Here is a 16,189-nt window from a genome sequence, read left to right as displayed (position 1 = left end):
CTGTGCCGGCGTCGGTTTTTCCTTGAATTGAAATCGTCGAGACTGCCTATGACCGATCTCAGCGCCACGACCACTATGCCCTCCGCCGCAAGAGCGAAACCGGCTGCGAAGCGGAAATCGCCGGCTGCGCGCGGGCGCATGCCTGTCATCCTGCTGTTCCTGCCGCCGGCCCTGCTGCTCTTTACCATCTTCGTCATCCTGCCGATGGGGGAGGCGGCCTGGTATAGCTTCTATCGCTGGAACGGTTACGGCCCGCCGACGGAATTCGTGGGGCTGCGTAATTTCCAGGTGCTGTTCAAGAACGGCGCCTTCCTGACGTCGCTGAAGAACAATGCGCTCATCATCGTCGTATCGATCGCCGTCCAGGTGCCGCTGGCCATCTGGCTGGCGACCATGCTCGCGAACCGCATCCGCGGCGTCGTGCTTTTCCGGCTGATCTTCTTCCTGCCCTATGTGCTGGCCGAAGTGGCGGCCGGCCTGATCTGGCGCTTCGTCTATGACGGCGATTACGGCCTGTTTGCCGCCATCGCGCATGTTCTCGGCACGGCGACCCCTTACGTTCTCGCCGACAAGGATCTGGCGATGTACGCCGTGCTCGGCGTGATCGTCTGGAAATATTTCGGTTTTCACATGATGCTGTTCATCGCCGGCATGCAGTCGCTCGACAAGAGCGTGCTGGAGGCGGCCGAGATCGACGGCGCCACCGGCTGGCAGAAGTTCCGCTACGTCACCCTGCCGCTGCTCGGCTCGACGCTGCGTCTCTCCGTGTTCTTCGCCGTCGTGGGATCGCTGCAGCTCTTCGACATGATCATGCCGCTCACCGGCGGCGGCCCGTTCAACTCGACGCAGACGATGGTGACTTTCCTCTACAATTTCGGCGTCACCCGCATGCAGGTCGGCCTCGGCAGCGCCGTCGGCGTCGTGCTGTTCGTGATCTGCGTCACCCTCGCCTTCGGCTACAAACGGATATTTATGCGCAATGACTGATATGGCTTCATCCGTTCGATTGACCACCGGCACGAAGATCTATCTCTATGTGTCGCTGACCATCATTGCCGCCATCGTGCTGATCCCGCTGCTGACGACCGCGCTCGGCGGCTTCAAGACGCTCGGCGACCTCCGCACCAATCCGTTCGGCCTGCCGGCCGAGTGGCATTTCGAGAATTATACCGGCATCCTGTTCGGCGACCGCTACTGGCGGCAGATGATGAATTCGCTGATCATCGCCGTTCTCACGGTGTTCCTGACGCTGTCGGTCTCGGCCATGGCGGCCTTCGCCTTCGCGCATGTGAAGTTCTTCGGCTCGAACTTCCTGCTGAACTATTTCCTCATCGGCCTGATGTTTCCGGCGGCCACCGCCATCCTGCCGCTCTTCATCCGCATCCGCGATCTCGGCCTGCTCAATACCTATTGGGGCGTGGTGCTGCCGCAGGTGGCTTTCGGCCTCGGCATGAGCATCCTGCTCTTCCGGAATTATTTTCGAAACCTTCCGGAAGAATTGTTCCAGGCGGCGTTTGTCGACGGTTGCGGCTATATCCGCTTCTTCTGGCATATCTCGCTGCCGCTCTCGCGGCCGATCATCGCCACCGTCAGCATCATCTCCTTCGTCGGCAGCTGGAACAGCTATATCCTGCCGCTGATCATGCTGAATTCGGATTCGATCTATCCCTGGCCGCTCGGCATGATGGTCTATAGCGGCGAATTCGGCACGGAATGGGAACTGGTGCTCGCCTTCATCACGCTCACCATCCTTCCCACCATCATCGTCTTCTTCCTGGCGCAGAAGCACATCATTGCCGGCCTGACCGCCGGCGCGGTGAAATCCTGAGCCTGGAGCGGTTCAGCTTTTCATGGAAACTCTGAACCGCTCCATCTTTTGTCTTGACGCAATTCCGGACGGAAAACCGCTTCGCACTTTCCTGGAATTGCTCTCATCGGAGCAAACAACATGGCATCCGTCGAACTGCACAACATCCACAAGGCCTATGGGGCGCTGACCGTCATCCGCGATATCTCGCTTTCGATCGAGGACGGCGAGTTCATCGCGCTTGTCGGTCCTTCCGGCTGCGGCAAGTCCACGCTGCTGCGGATGATTGCCGGGCTTGAGGAAATCACCGATGGCGACGTGTCGATCGGCGGGCAGGTGGTCAATGCCATGACGCCGCGCGAGCGCAACATCGCCATGGTCTTCCAATCCTACGCGCTCTATCCGCACATGACGGTGGCCGAAAACATGGGCTTCAACCTGAAGCTCTCGGGCGAGACCAAGCAGGTCATCCAGCAGCGGGTCGACGAGGCGGCCCGCATGCTCGATCTGACCAAGCTGCTCGACCGCAAGCCGGCGCAGCTTTCCGGCGGCCAGCGCCAGCGTGTCGCCATGGGCCGCGCCATCGTCCGCAACCCGGCCGTCTTCCTGTTCGACGAGCCGCTTTCCAACCTCGATGCGAAGCTGCGCGTGCAAATGCGCTCCGAGATCAAGGCGCTGCACCAGAAGGTGCAGACCACCTCGATCTATGTGACGCACGACCAGATCGAAGCCATGACGCTTGCCGACCGCATCGTGGTATTGAATCAGGGCAATATCGAGCAGCAGGGCACGCCGATCGAGCTTTACCGCAAGCCGGCCAATCTCTTCGTCGCCGGCTTCATCGGCTCGCCGGCCATGAATTTCCTCGACGGTACGGTCGATGGCGTCGATGGTGCGCCTGCGGTGCGGCTGAAGGACAGCACGCCGATCCGCATCGCCGGCGAACGCAAGGTGAAGGCGGGCCAAAGCGTGAAGATCGGTCTGCGGCCCGAGCATCTGAGCCTTGCCAGCAACGGCTCGCCGCTCACAGGCCAGACGCTTCTGGTCGAACCGACGGGGGCGCAGACGCATGTGCTGTTCGATCTCGCCGGCGATCAGGTAACGGCCGTGGTCGACGGGGAGGCGCCGGTGCGCTACGGGCAGCCGCTGAACGTCTCCATCACCCCGGAGCAGGTCTACGTCTTCGACGCGTCGAGCGGGCTGGCTCTTTAAGGTCTTACATCGATGGAATCGACGCGATCCGGGTAGAAGGCCATGTAATCCTTGATCCGGCTGACCGACGCGTAGGGATTTTCATAGCTCCAGATCGCGTTGACCGAACGCTCGCCGCCGGCAGGGATGCTGTAATAGGAGCATTCGCCCTTGTAGGGGCAGTAGGTCTCGTGCGCGGTCTTCTGCAGAGCTGCCATGTCGACATCCCTTCGGGGAATATAGAGCACGGCCGGATAGGATGCTTCCTTGAGCGACAGCGCCTCGTGCGTGTCGGCGATCACCTTGCCGGCGACGGACACGGTGACGTGGGCCTGCTTTTCCTCGATCGTGATGGGATGATCGGGACTGGGGATTTTGACTGGTCTTTCCGACATGACGGGCCTCCTGGGCTTATGGCGAAGGCCGGGCAGCGTTCTCATGGGGCAACCCGGGCGCTCCTGCTTCAGGACATATAGGAAAGGCCGCGCGGATTATCAGCCCTGCCGCACGCCCCAGCGCAGCCCGTCCATCAGCAGACGCACCAGACGGCGGGAGCGATCGTGCCATTCCGGCGAATTGGGCATGGAGTATGTCCCCGACAGCGCGTGCAGTACGTCGGTGCCGTCGACGTCGCTGCGGATCGAGCCGGCGGCGACCGCTTTCTCTATCAGGTCCGCGAGCGCCACCGGCACCTTGCCGTAGCTGTCGGCAAAGAGCGTGGAATTGCCGTTGAGAAGAATGCGCAGGCTGTCGGCCATGCCGCGCTTGGTGGCGATATATCCGACGAACCGATGCATCCATTCCTCCAGCGCCTGATCGGGGGCAAGCTCGTTGGACAGGGTTTCGGCCGCATCGCACAGCGCCTCGACTTCGTGGCGATAGACCGCCTCCACCAGATGTTCGCGGCTTGGGAAATGGCGGTAGAGGGTCCCGATCCCGACATCGGCCTGCCGGGCGATATCCTCAAGGGAAGAGGCGGTGCCGTGGCTTGCGAAGGCTTGCGCCGCGACCTCGATCAGCTTGTCGCGATTGCGGCGCGCATCGGCGCGCAGACGCCGGCTTTGGTTCGGCGGGGTATCCTTGGGTTCCGGCAACGGCTTGCGCGCCAATTTCTGCTCCTTGCGCATTGCTGCGGGAAGATGCCCGGCATGTGTCTCACATGACGCGTGGCTTCACCTTCTGATGGCGACATACCGGAGGATTGTTACCGCATCCGGCATTGCCGCGCCATCGCCGCCTGCATGGAACAGCAGCATGACCGTGCGCGTGCCGGCTTTCGATTGATTTACGATGTTCGATCGATTTACGGGGACGGGGCGCCGAAATGGTTCGGCCCGAAGCTCGGCCCCAGATTCGGCCCTCGATCGAAGCTCGAGAAGGCCGCAGTCGGATTGTCGTGTGTCGCCGCAGGAACGTCGAGGTAGCTCATGATGTTCTCAACGTGGCTGACCTGGGAGCGCAGGCTGTCGAGCGACTTGCCCGTCAAATTCGTGCCGGCCGGCAATTGCGCCGTCAGCGGGTTTTCGTAGCGTCCGTTGACGCGCAGCTCGTAGTACAGATGCGGGCCGGTGGAATAGCCCGTCGAGCCGACATAGGCGATGACCTGCCCCTGCGTGACTCGCTGGCCGACGCGCAGATCCGATGGTGTCGCCGAAATATGGGCATAGGTGGTCTCGTAGCCGCCGTCATGGCGAATGCGGACATATTTGCCGTAGCCGGTTTCCCAGGAGATTTTCTCGACGACGCCGTCGCCGGCCGCCTGGATGGGGCTGCCCATCGGAGCGCGGAAGTCGACGCCGTTGTGGAATTTCTTCACGCCGAGAATGGGATGGATGCGCCACGCGAAGCCATCGCCGAGCTTGCCGTTCGGCACGGGACGGTGCACGAGCGACTTTGCGATCGAGTGGCCGCCTTCGTCGTAGAATTCCGAAGTGCCTTCGCCGTCATTCTTGTGCAGATAGAAGCGGTGCGTATCGCCATCGGCATGGAACTCGATGAACATCAGCTCGTTGCGGCCGTCATCGGCCTTGCGGAAGAGCAGGTCGACGCTGTCGGGCGCATCGTCGGCGCTGGCCAGGGAAATGCCCTTGGCCTTGGCGAGCTTGATGAGCTGCGAGGCGTATTCCTTGCTGAGCCCGGCTCTTTCGAGCTTGGAGCTGACGGCCTCCTCGTCCCGGTCGTCGACATCCTTGAGATCGACGGCGGCGACCTCCGAGGAGGAAGGAGCCTCCGCCTGGCTTTCGCTGTAGAGCGTGGAAAACAGGCTGTCGTTCGCCATCGGCACGAAGCTGTCGGCATCGTCGCGGGCGACCACCCGCTCCGGAGTCTTCTCGCCGCTCAAGCGGGCCATGACCAGCTTCGGGCGGGCATTGGGGCCCTTCTTTTCGAGCAGCAGTTCCAGGCTGTCGCCGGGTGAAACGGTATCGGTCTCGAGGGCGCGCTGCAGCTCGTCGCCGGCATCGCTGCTGAGGCCGGCTGAGGCAAGAATATCCTGCAGGTCCTGCTTGTCCTTCGGCATGGAGACCAGCCGGCGGAATTCCCGGCCCTGCTCGCCGGTGGTGGCCCTCGACACGCTGACGTTCAGCGGCACGCCGCGAACAGGGAAGCGGGAGCGGCGGACCGCGTCGTAATGCGTCTTTTGCGGATAGATGCCGTGGCGGATATCCGAAAGCGCCGGCGGTGAAAACACGACGTTCTCAGCCTGCTCGCCGCCATAGGATGCGTTGATGGGGCCGGCATTGTCGCGAGCGGCCGCCACCTCGTCCGATTTGAAGACCAGCGTCGTGCGGTGATAGGTGAAGATGCGGGTCTCGCCGCTCGACATCTTCTCCGCCACCTGCGCAAAGCGGGCACCGTCGAAGCGCTGTTTCGGAGCCAGTCGCTCGCTCTTGTGCATCGCCGGCTGCGATGGGGCCAGTTGTGCCGTATGCATCGGTACGGCCTGCTCGATCGTATGACGGGCCAAAAGCGGATAGAGCACCGTTGCCAGGAGGCCGAAGGAGGCGGTGCCTGCCAGACCTATGACGATCAGGTGACGCAGATGGGCGGAACGCGGCAGAAACGGAACGTGAAATTCATGATGCGGCCGCGCCTGGATAGCAGCCTCTGCAGGAAATTGGACGCGCAATGGACTTTCGGCCATGAAATGAGGAACCCTGCAGATTGCGGTGGGCCCAAACTAGGGCAAATCATGGCAAAATCTGGGCAAATATTACGAGTCCGTTAATTGCCGTGAGCATCCACAGGTCCAGATTCGCGCGTTCCGCGTGATTCGTCAACCGAAGATGGTGTCGTAGAGCAGCTTGAAGTTCAGCACGAGAATGATCGCCGCAACGATCCACGAAAGGATGGCAACGCTTCGGGAGACGGTGAAACTGCCCATTTTCTCGCGGTTTGTCACAAACTGGACCAAGGGAATGACCGCGAAGGGCAGCTGCATGGAGAGCACGACCTGGCTGAGGACGAGCAGATCGGCAGTGCCTTTTTCACCATAAATGGCGGTCACGAACACAACCGGAATAATTGCGAGGCTTCGGGTCAAAAGTCGTCTTGCCCAGTGCGGGATCCGCAGCCGCAGGAAGCCTTCCATCACGATTTGCCCGGCAAGCGTTGCCGTCACGGTCGAATTGAGCCCGGAGGCGAGCAGCGCCACGGCAAACAAAGTGGATGCGATGCCGAGGCCGAGCAGCGGCGACAGCAATTCGTAAGCCTGGCCGATTTCGGCGACATCGGCATGGCCGCTGTTGTGGAAGGCGGCGGCGGCGACGATCAGGATCGCGGCGTTGACGAACAGCGCCAGCATCAGGGCGACCGTGCTGTCGACGGTTGCCCATTTGATGGCGTCGCGGCGGCCTTCCTCCGTGCGCTTGTAGGCGCGGGTCTGCACGATCGAGGAATGCAGATAGAGATTATGCGGCATGACCGTCGCGCCGATGATGCCCATGGCGATGTAGAGCATCGCGTGATTGGTGACGATTTCGGGCGTGGGGACGAAGCCGTGAAGGATCGCGGCGACCGGCGGTGCGGCGGCGGCGATCTGGATCGCGAAACAGGTGGCAATGACGATCAACAGCGCGATCACGAACGCTTCGAGATAGCGAAAACCCCTGCTCATCAGGAGCAGCAGCAGAAAGGCGTCGAGCGCGGTGATCAACGCGCCGCCGATCAGCGGGATTCCGAACAGGAGCTGCAGCGCGATCGCCGTGCCGATGACTTCGGCAAGGTCGCAGGCGATGATCGCAAGCTCGCAGGCAAGCCAGAGCGCCAGATTGACGGGGCGCGGATAGTGGTCGCGACAGGCCTGGGCGAGATCCCGGCCGGTGGCGATGCCGAGCCTGGCCGACAGCGCCTGTAGCAGGATCGCCATCAGGTTCGAGAGCATGATGACGGTAAGGAGCGTATAGCCGAACTGCGCACCGCCGGCGAGGTCCGTCGCCCAGTTGCCAGGGTCCATGTAGCCGACGGAAATCATGTAGCCCGGCCCGACAAACGCGATCAGGCGTCGAATCCAGCTGCCGGTGTGGGGCACCTTAACCGTGGCGTTGACTTCGGGAAGGCTCGGACATTCGTCCTCGTCACGAGAGGCGAATTTCCATGCGCGCTGTCGGGCTGCGGCTTCCTGAATCTGCGTCATGCGGGGCTCCGGGGGAGGGTCTGATTGTGCGGTTACTAAATAAATATGCCAGATAACAGATTTATGCAATAGGCTATATTTTATGGTTTTGGCACTTTTGGCGAGCGAAATACGTCGCTACCCGGCCTTTTCAGGCGGAAGTGGTGGTCCTGCTCATGGGAGAATGCAGTTCGCATGGGAAAGGCAGAGTTGCCGGAACGGCTGCGTTTTTCGCAGGGTAATCATAGTTCCCGGATGGAGGGGCTGGCCGGCTGGCGGGTGAATGTCCGGGTGTGCCGCGAGGGCTCGGGTCGCGCTTTGCGCGTGAACGCGGATAACAGGCTCGCGTTTGAGCCTGGAAGCCAACAGACATTCCGCCGCGCCTCGAGCTGCGGCGGAATGCGTTTTCAGTCAGCGCCTATTCGGCGGCGTCGTGCCTGGAAATGGAATCGCGAACGACGCCGTATTGGCTGCCCCAGCGATCGGTCATGTCGGCGCGGATATCCCATAGGTCAGGGAAGAAGCGATGGCGCGTGCCGGCCTGCAGCAGTTCGACCGGGCGTCCCTTCAGCGATTTCGAGCCGAGGCCGATGGAGCGCTGGATAAGATAGATGTGGTTGGCGCGGAATTTCTGGAACAGCTCGTCATATTCCACCAGCGCCTCGGCAACCACGTAGCTGTCGCCGTGATCGTATCTGCCATCATAGATGTCCGCCACGGTCAGCCCGGCCGCATCGAGATAATTTGCCTTGAAGGCGTGCCAGAGATCCGGCGGCATGCGCAGCAAAAGCCCGAAACCGGGCGATTCCTGGCCGCTGCCGTTGCCGAGCTGCAGGCGGATTTCCTGGTATTCCTTGGGCGACATGGTTTCGAGAAGGTCGAGCTGGGCGGTCATCATGCGCATGATCCGGTGCACGCGGCCCATGAGCGTCACGACGCGGTGCGTGTCGTGCTTTTCCAGGAAGTCGATGACATCGACCAGCGTATAGGCCATGAGCTTCATCCAGAGTTCTTCCACCTGATGAACGATCTGGAACTGCAATTCATCGCCGTTGACCATGCCGCTCAACGGCTTCTGACAGGCGAGCAGCTTGTCGCATTGCAGGTAAACGCCATAGTCGCGCATCTCGGGCGCCTCGATGCGCGCGTAATAATCTTTCTTCTGCATCTTCGTTCCCTTTTATTCCGGCTCTCGGCCGCCAAGCATGTTTGCTCATGTTCAAGGATACGAAATTTCGGTCTGAACATTGTTTCTATTTGTCATTCGAAATTGAAGAAATAGAGTACGATCGAGCATATTTTACATTTTGGAGAGAACGATGGAGCTGGACGCACTCGACCACAAGATCATTACGGCGCTCGAGGCCGATGCGCGCATCTCGTTTGCGGCGCTTGCCGATCTGGCCGGCCTCAGCAAGACGCCCTGCTGGAAGCGGGTGAAGGCGCTGGAGGAAGCCGGGGTGATCAAGGGGTACAGGACGCTTCTCGACCCGGCCCGGCTCGGCTTCGGGCTGGAAGCCTTCGTGCAGGTGTCGATCGATGTCGAGCGCTTCGACGCCTTCGAGGCCGCCGTGCGCCGGCACCCGCTGATCTGGCGCTGCCATGCCACGACGGGCGAAGCCGACTATCTCCTGCATATCCTGGCGACCGACATGGCCTCGCTCGATCGATTGCTTCGGCAGGAGCTGAACCGGCTGCCCGGCGTGCGTCACACCGTCACGTCGATGTCGACGCGGGAGATCAAGTCGGACATTTCGCTGGCCGAGGCCATGCGGCACGCCGGCGAGTAGCTATCCGCCCTCGCTACGTCGCATGGAGCCGACGAGGCTGCGGATGAGCCGCTCGCCGACATCGACCAGGGGGAAGGATTTGTCCGAGCGAAGCCACTCGGCAAGCAGGCCGTTCATCGAGCATTGGATGCCGCGGGCGGCGGCGTCGACGGTCCATAGCGGTGCGAGCGTATTGCGCTCATGGGCCATCTCGATCAGCTTCTGCAATTTACCGAACATCTCGTCATTGGCGGTGATGATACGCTGGGCCGCGTCGGTCAGATGCTCCGTGAACTCGCAGCCGAGGATCATGATGGCAAAGACGCGCTGCTGGTGCTCGTCCTCGGCGAGGATCTGCAGAACTTCGACGGCGCCCTGCTCGATGAGTCCGAGGGGGTCGTCATGCCCATGCTCGATCGCATAATCGACGATTGCCTCTTGCGGCAGGCGGATTTCGCTATGCAGCGCCGTCAGGACTTCGGCCTTGTCCTTGAAATGCCAGTAGATCGCGCCGCGCGTTACGCCGGCGCGCTTGGCGATCTTTTCGAGGCTCGAGCCGCTGACGCCGTTTTCATAAAAAATTTCGGCAGCGGCCGTGAGGACTTCCTCCCTGGTCCTGGCTGCATCTTCCTTCGTTCTGCGCATGCTCTTCCTTAAATTTCCGCGGGCGAAACGGGGGATTTCGCCTCGCTATATCTTGTTGTTTTCATGAAATAATATCTGGGAGCCGCAAATGGTTCCCGGTATCGGGCATGGAAATCACGTCGATTTGATATTTACAATCATTCATGTATGTTTGTATATTGCGACGCAACAAAAATGTCGAATCCCGCGGTGATTTTCCCATGACGACGCATAAATCCCTCCTTCTGCGCAGCGGTCTCGTTGCGGCCGGCCTGCTCCTTTTCTGCGCAACCCCCTCCCTTGCGCAGCAGGCCGGACAGATGCCGCCGCCGCAGGTGACGGTGGTCGACGTCAAGTCCCAGACCGTGGCGCTCTCCTACGAATATGCTGCGCGCATATCAGCCTTTAGGCAAGTCGATGTGCGGGCCCGCGTCGGCGGTATCCTGTTGAAAAGAAATTTTGTCGAAGGCGCCGAAGTGAAAGCCGGCGACGTGCTCTTCCTGATCGACCCGGCGTCCTATCAGGCCGCACTCGCACAGGCCAGGGCGCAGCTTCAGCAGGCGCAGGCGCAGCTCGAACAGGCACAGCGCGAGGAAAAGCGCAACATCAACCTCTTCGGCCAGAACGCCGCGACGCAAAAGGCTCGCGACGACGCCATCTCGGCACGCCAGCTGGCGGAAGCATCGGTGGCCGCCGCCGAAGCGCAGGTGCAGACGGCGCAGCTCAATCTCGACTACACGCAGGTCACAGCCCCTGTCGGCGGCATTACCAGCCTGGAACAGGTCTCCGAAGGCAGCCTGATCGGCACGACGGGCGATACCGGCCTGCTGACCAGCATCACGCAGCTCGATCCCGTCTATGTCAATTTCTCCTTCTCGGATGCCGAAGCCGCCGAAGTGCGCCGGCTGATCGACATGAAGAAAGCCAAGGGCGAGGCCCCCAATCTCGGCGTCAAGATTTCCTTCGGCGACGGCACGACCTACGATCATGACGGCATGGTCGACTTCACCTCGTCCACCATCGACGTGTCGACCGGCACGCTGCAGGCCCGCGCCGTGGTCGACAATCCCGACCGCCGCCTGCTGCCGGGCCAGTTCGTGCGTGCGAAGGTAACGGGCGTTTCGCTCGACAACGCCATCACCATCCCGGAAGTGGCGCTGATGCAGAGCCCGCAGGGCCAGTTCGTCTACACGATCGACCAGGAAGGCAAGGCGCACATCAACCCCGTGACGCTCGGCCAGAAGGTCGGCAGCAGCTGGCTGGTGCTCTCCGGCCTCAAGGCCGGCGACAAGCTGATCACCGAAGGCATCATCAAGGTGCGTCCCGGCGCACCGGTGCAGGCGACGGCGGATGCAACGCCCAAGGACACGAACAAGGTGGCGCAGAACTGATGTTGGGCAACAGATTCTTCATCGACCGCCCCGTTTTCGCGGCGGTGATCTCGATCGTCATCCTGCTTGCAGGCGCCGTCTGCCTGCGCATCCTGCCGATCGCGCAATATCCGGAACTGACGCCGCCGCAGGTGGTTGTCACCGCGACCTATCCCGGCGCCAGCGCCGAGACGGTGGCGCAGACCGTCGCCGCGCCTCTCGAGCAGCAGATCAACGGCGTCGAAAACATGCTCTACATGCAGTCGACGAACTCCAACAGCGGCTCGATGCAGATCACGGTGACGTTCGCGCTCGGCACCGACCCGGACCAGGCTGCGATCAACGTCAACAACCGCGTGCAGCGCGCCGTCTCCACCCTGCCGCAGGACGTGACGCGGCTGGGCGTCGTCGTCACCAAGCGCTCGACGTCGATCCTCGGCTTCATCGCCATGTATTCGACCGACAGCCGCTACGACCGCACCTATGTCGGCAATTACGCGCTGCTCAACGTCGTCGACGATCTCAAGCGCATTCCGGGCGTCGGCGATGTCAACCTGCTCGGCGACATCGACTATTCGATGCGTATCTGGCTGCGGCCGGACAAGCTCGCGCAGTACGATCTGACGCCGAGCGATGTCGCGACCGCCATCCAGGAGCAGAACTCGCAGTTTGCCGCCGGCCGTTTCGGCGACCAGCCGAGCAACAATCCGCAGGCCTTCACCTATACCGTGACGACGCAGGGGCGCTTGCCCGACGTCGACGCCTTCGGCGAAATCATCCTGCGTTCGACCGCCAATGCCGCAACGCTGCGGTTGAAGGATGTGGCTCGCATCGAGCTCGGCACCAAGAGCTATTCGGTTCAAAGCAGCCTCAACGGCACGCCGGCGATCCCGATCGCCGTCTATCTGCAGCCGGGCGCCAATGCCCTGAACACGATGAAGGCGCTGAAGTCGCGTCTGGACGAGCTGCAGACGTCGTTTCCGCACGGCATCGCCTATGAGATCCCCTACGACACGACGAAGTTCATCCAGGTATCGATCGAGGAGGTGATCCACACCTTCATCGAAGCGATCCTGCTCGTGGTCATCGTCGTTTTCGTCTTCCTGCAGAACTGGCGGGCGACGCTGATCCCCATCATCGCCGTGCCGATCTCGATCATCGGGACGTTCGCCGGCATGTATCTGCTCGGATTCTCGATCAACCTGCTTACGCTGTTCGGCCTGGTGCTGGCGATCGGTATCGTCGTCGACGATGCCATCGTCGTGCTCGAAAACGTCGAACGCCTGATGTCGACGGAGAAGCTTTCGCCGAAGAAGGCGGCCATCAAGGCGATGGGCGAAGTGACCGGCCCGGTCATCGCCATCGTGCTCGTGCTCTGCGCGGTGTTCATTCCGGTCTCCTTCATGGGCGGCCTGGCCGGCCAGATGTACAAGCAGTTCGCCGTCACCATCGCGATCTCGGTTACGCTTTCCGGCATCGTCGCACTGACGTTGACGCCGGCGCTCTGCGCGCTGATCCTGAAGCCCGGCCATCATGAGCCGGTGCTGCCGTTCCGCATCTTCAACCGTGCCTTTGACCGGCTGACGCAGGGCTATGCCGCCGGCGTCGCCTTCTTCCTGAAGCGCGTCATTGTCGGCTGCGTGCTGGTGGCCGGCCTGCTCGGCGTGACCGGCTATCTGTTCTATACGCTGCCGGGTTCGCTGGTGCCGGACGAAGACCAGGGGGCGCTGTTCCAGATCGCCATCCTGCCGCCGGCCGCCTCGCTGACCCGCACGCAGGCCGTCATGGATCAGGCCATGGTCAATACCCAGAAGCTGCCGGGCGTCGAGAACGTCTTTGCGGTCTCGGGCTTCGATCTTCTGTCCGGCGGCCTGAAGAGCAGCGCCGGCGTCGCCTTCGTGACGCTGAAGGACTGGAGCGAGCGCAAGACGCCGGAACTCGATGCCCGCAATCTCGCCGGCCCGATCATCGGCGCCAACATGGGCATCAAGGATGCCATGGTGCTTGCCTTCAACCCGCCGCCGATCATGGGTCTTTCGACGACGGGCGGCTTCGAAGTCTATCTGCAGGACCGCAGCGGCAAGGGCGTCTCGGGGCTTTCCGATGAAGCTCAGAAACTTGTGGCGGCTGCCTCCAAGCGGCCGGAGCTTGCCGGTGTCCGCACCACGCTCGACACCAATGTTCCGCAGTTCCGCGCCGATCTCGACCGCGAGAAGGCCAAGGCGCTCGGCGTGCCGATCAACTCGGTCTTCGACGCCATGCAGGCGACCTTCGGCAGCCTCTACGTGAACGACTTCACGCTTTACGGGCGCAACTATCAGGTCAACCTGCAGTCGGAAGCGCCGTTCCGCGAATCGCCCGACGATCTGCGCCAGGTCTTCGTCCGCTCCGACAGCGGCAAGATGATCCCGCTCGACACACTCATCAAGGTGACGCGCACCATCGGCCCGGACCAGCTCGAACGCTACAACGCCTTCAATGCCGCCAAGATCACCGGCAACCCGGCGCCCGGCTATACGTCCGGCGATGCGATCAAGGCGATGCAGCAGGTGGCGGCGGAAACCCTGCCGGAAGGGTTCCAGATCGCCTGGACGGGCTCCGCCTATCAGGAGCTTGAAACCAGCGGCGCCGGCACGCAGGCGATGATTTTCGGCATCATCATGGTGTTCCTGATCCTCGCCGCGCAGTATGAAAAGTGGAGCCTGCCGCTCGCCGTCATCACCGCGATCCCCTTCGCGCTGTTCGGTGCGCTGCTCGCCACCTATCTGCGCGGGCTCACCAACGACGTCTACTTCCAGATCGGCATGGTGACGCTGATCGGCCTGGCGGCAAAGAACGCCATTCTGATCGTCGAGTTCGCCGTGCTGAAGCGCAAGGAAGGCATGAGTGCGGCGGAAGCAGCACTCGAGGCGGCGCGGCTGCGCTTCCGCCCCATCGTGATGACCTCGCTCGCCTTCATCCTCGGCGTCGTGCCGCTGGCCATCAGCAGCGGCGCCGGCTCCGCCAGCCGTCATGCCATCGGCACCGGCGTCATCGGCGGGATGCTGGCGGCGACCTTCATCGCCACCTTCTTCATCCCGATGTTCTACCGCCTGATCGCCTGGAAACAGCCGAAGCCGGCCGAGGATGACGACGATGACGCTGTTGATCATCACACGCACGCGCAGGCGGCGGAATAGGGTTTCCTATTCCGCCCCGCCTCAGCTTTCCTGCGGGCTGATGAGCGTGACGGACTTGAAATAGGTTCGGAAACGCTTGGTATCGCGCGTCAGAAGAGGCAGGCCCCTGACGGCCGCGTGAGCGCCAATGAGGAAATCGGGCAGGACACCGCCGCGTGTTCCGCCCGATTTTCTATATTGAGCGAAAACCCTGGCGGCGAGGAAAAGTGCCTCCCTCGGCGCCGGCTCGATGCGTAACCGGTTTCGGCAAGCATCTCGTCGAGATCTTCGATCCTGTCGTAACGCACGGATATTTCGGCATAGACGACGTCATTTATGCACAAGGGGCCGAGAAGACTTGCGGCATCGAGCTGTGCGATCGACCAATCGTACCTGACCGGGTCGTTCGTGATGATATCCGGCAGGACGTTGGAATCGACGAAAATCACGTCACCTGCCCCTTTGCTGTAACGGTCGTGCTCATCGCGTGCCTCGGTAATGATCTCCAAGGCAGAGGTATTACTTTTGGCGGGCGAGTTCTAGGCAACGGCACCATGCCGCCACGCGACGATGCTACATCGGCGGCATGGTGCCGTTGAGGCCGACGGCGACGCGGTCGGCGGAAACGGTGGAATCGGCGTTTCGCTCTCCGGTGATGAAGACGCCGGCGCCGGGCTTCAGGTCGGCTTTCGTCGCCGATGTCAGCGTTACGACGGGCGTGCCCTTCGGAATGTTGATCTTGCGTTGGCCACCCTTGTAGGTGAGCGTCAGGGTCGGGCCGTTGACCGAGGTCACGGCGTTGGCGACCGTGGCGTTGGTCATCGAGCTATTCGGCGCGGAATCCCACGGGCGGTCGCCTTCGCCCGTTCCCTTCATCGAAGCCGGGAAGATGACGACTTCGATGGCGCCATTGATGCCGCTGTCGGTCGGCTGCGAGGCTATGCCGACGAAATCGCCGGGTTTGATGTCGGTGACGGCGGCCTGGACGACGCCGCCGACGTTCCAGCCGGATTTCAGCGCGACCGTGACGTCCTTGCCGTCTCGGGACTTGACTTTGAGCGTATCGCCGTCGAGGCTTTCCACGGTGCCGCGTACCTTGACGCGCTCGGCGGCATAAGTGCCCTGCGAGGCGGCGAGCATTGCGACGACGAGCGTCAGCGTACCCGCGATCAGACGTTTGCGATGCATGGGCAGTGTCTCCCTTAAGGTGGCGGCCGAGCGATGCGCCGGTCGTTTCGATGCGAGGGTTGGAACCGGTGGATGGCCGGTCATGGAGTACCCCCGGGGCCATCCGCAGAGCGATCCTATGCGCCGCTTCCGTCATTCGCCATTCAAACAAGCGTGAGACGGCAGGAGAGGCGGGCAGGGCCGGAAAATTCGGGGGAAAGCCGGATATTTCCCGCAACGTCAAGCATTGCTTAACGTTTGCCGGTAGACTGGGCCGGTTATCTCGAATTCCCTATGGCGCATTTGCGCTGGGCTGGGGAGATTGGAGAACGAAATGGCCGCGATTCGTCCGCTGCTGATCGGAATCCTGTTGATTCTGATACTGGTGCTGATTGCGCTCAGTATCCTGCTGGTCGATCCAACCCAACCTCTGCGCCAATCGGATAGCCTTATTCCGATGCAGACCGAGCCTGCGCAGCAGCGGCCGTAGC

At 61.9% G+C, this 16,189-nt stretch carries 14 protein-coding genes and 1 pseudogene; 7 read left to right on the top strand and 8 right to left on the bottom strand.

Annotation, left to right across the window (positions count from 1 at the left end; genetic code table 11):
• The first annotated feature begins 48 nt into the window (after positions 1-48).
• The 3 genes from ACJJVH_RS15010 to ACJJVH_RS15000 all read left to right on the top strand — a co-directional run bounded on the left by ACJJVH_RS15010 (position 49) and on the right by ACJJVH_RS15000 (position 3,019).
• Positions 49-987, top strand: coding sequence for a carbohydrate ABC transporter permease (locus tag ACJJVH_RS15010; RefSeq protein ID WP_112796045.1), 939 nt, complete (start codon positions 49-51; stop codon positions 985-987).
• Positions 980-1,828, top strand: a complete 849-nt coding sequence (locus ACJJVH_RS15005; protein WP_112796047.1) for a carbohydrate ABC transporter permease — start codon at positions 980-982, stop codon at positions 1,826-1,828. Before ACJJVH_RS15010 ends, ACJJVH_RS15005 begins: the two co-directional genes overlap by 8 nt.
• Before the next feature lie 120 nt (positions 1,829-1,948).
• Positions 1,949-3,019, top strand: coding sequence for a sn-glycerol-3-phosphate ABC transporter ATP-binding protein UgpC (locus ACJJVH_RS15000; RefSeq protein ID WP_112796049.1), 1,071 nt, complete (start codon positions 1,949-1,951; stop codon positions 3,017-3,019).
• Here the strand turns inward: ACJJVH_RS15000 and ACJJVH_RS14995 are convergent.
• The 5 genes from ACJJVH_RS14995 to ACJJVH_RS14975 all read right to left on the bottom strand — a co-directional run bounded on the left by ACJJVH_RS14995 (position 3,016) and on the right by ACJJVH_RS14975 (position 8,778).
• A complete protein-coding gene (locus tag ACJJVH_RS14995) occupies positions 3,016-3,393 on the bottom strand; it encodes a DUF427 domain-containing protein (RefSeq protein WP_412064254.1) in 378 nt (125 codons plus the stop codon). The two genes, ACJJVH_RS15000 and ACJJVH_RS14995, sit on opposite strands and share 4 nt — an antisense overlap.
• A 99-nt stretch (positions 3,394-3,492) precedes the next feature.
• Positions 3,493-4,107, bottom strand: coding sequence for a TetR/AcrR family transcriptional regulator (locus ACJJVH_RS14990; protein ID WP_412064253.1), 615 nt, complete (start codon positions 4,105-4,107; stop codon positions 3,493-3,495).
• Between the two features lie 194 nt (positions 4,108-4,301).
• On the bottom strand, positions 4,302-6,140 hold the full coding sequence (locus tag ACJJVH_RS14985) for a M23 family metallopeptidase (protein WP_412064252.1): 1,839 nt from the start codon (positions 6,138-6,140) through the stop codon (positions 4,302-4,304).
• Between the two features lie 132 nt (positions 6,141-6,272).
• Positions 6,273-7,631 (bottom strand): Nramp family divalent metal transporter, encoded by a 1,359-nt coding sequence (locus ACJJVH_RS14980; protein WP_113359087.1) that lies wholly within the window; start codon positions 7,629-7,631, stop codon positions 6,273-6,275.
• 397 nt (positions 7,632-8,028) lie between these two features.
• On the bottom strand, positions 8,029-8,778 hold the full coding sequence (locus ACJJVH_RS14975) for a tryptophan 2,3-dioxygenase family protein (protein WP_112796159.1): 750 nt from the start codon (positions 8,776-8,778) through the stop codon (positions 8,029-8,031).
• 151 nt (positions 8,779-8,929) lie between these two features.
• Here ACJJVH_RS14975 and ACJJVH_RS14970 point away from each other — a divergent pair, with 151 nt between their 5' ends.
• Entirely contained in the window at positions 8,930-9,400 is a 471-nt protein-coding gene (locus ACJJVH_RS14970; protein WP_113434497.1) for an Lrp/AsnC family transcriptional regulator, read from the top strand.
• Here ACJJVH_RS14970 and ACJJVH_RS14965 read toward each other — a convergent pair whose 3' ends face one another.
• Positions 9,401-10,024, bottom strand: coding sequence for a TetR family transcriptional regulator (locus ACJJVH_RS14965; protein WP_113369787.1), 624 nt, complete (start codon positions 10,022-10,024; stop codon positions 9,401-9,403).
• A 200-nt stretch (positions 10,025-10,224) separates the two neighbouring features.
• Between ACJJVH_RS14965 and ACJJVH_RS14960 the strand changes: the two genes are divergently transcribed.
• Positions 10,225-11,394 (top strand): efflux RND transporter periplasmic adaptor subunit, encoded by a 1,170-nt coding sequence (locus ACJJVH_RS14960; RefSeq protein ID WP_112796160.1) that lies wholly within the window; start codon positions 10,225-10,227, stop codon positions 11,392-11,394.
• Positions 11,394-14,552 carry a multidrug efflux RND transporter permease subunit gene (locus ACJJVH_RS14955; protein WP_112796061.1) on the top strand — a complete coding sequence of 1,053 codons (3,159 nt, stop codon included), beginning with the start codon at positions 11,394-11,396 and terminating at the stop codon, positions 14,550-14,552. The genes ACJJVH_RS14960 and ACJJVH_RS14955 overlap by 1 nt, the downstream gene beginning before the upstream one ends.
• Before the next feature lie 21 nt (positions 14,553-14,573).
• Here the strand turns inward: ACJJVH_RS14955 and ACJJVH_RS14950 are convergent.
• Together ACJJVH_RS14950 and ACJJVH_RS14945 are read right to left on the bottom strand one after the other, a co-directional pair.
• Positions 14,574-14,980: pseudogene (locus ACJJVH_RS14950) on the bottom strand (type II toxin-antitoxin system VapC family toxin).
• A 124-nt stretch (positions 14,981-15,104) separates the two neighbouring features.
• The gene (locus tag ACJJVH_RS14945; protein WP_113384885.1) at positions 15,105-15,719 is read right to left on the bottom strand and encodes a hypothetical protein; all 615 of its coding nucleotides are present in this window, start codon (positions 15,717-15,719) and stop codon (positions 15,105-15,107) included.
• Between the two features lie 313 nt (positions 15,720-16,032).
• Here ACJJVH_RS14945 and ACJJVH_RS14940 point away from each other — a divergent pair, with 313 nt between their 5' ends.
• Positions 16,033-16,188: a hypothetical protein gene (locus ACJJVH_RS14940; protein ID WP_412064251.1), complete on the top strand. Its 156-nt coding sequence runs from the start codon at positions 16,033-16,035 to the stop codon at positions 16,186-16,188.
• Position 16,189: the final 1 nt, after the last annotated feature.

It is taken from the genome of Rhizobium sp. SYY.PMSO (assembly GCF_046840415.1).
Classification (GTDB): Bacteria; Pseudomonadota; Alphaproteobacteria; order Rhizobiales; family Rhizobiaceae; genus Rhizobium.
This window is presented reverse-complemented; position numbering and strand designations above follow the sequence as displayed.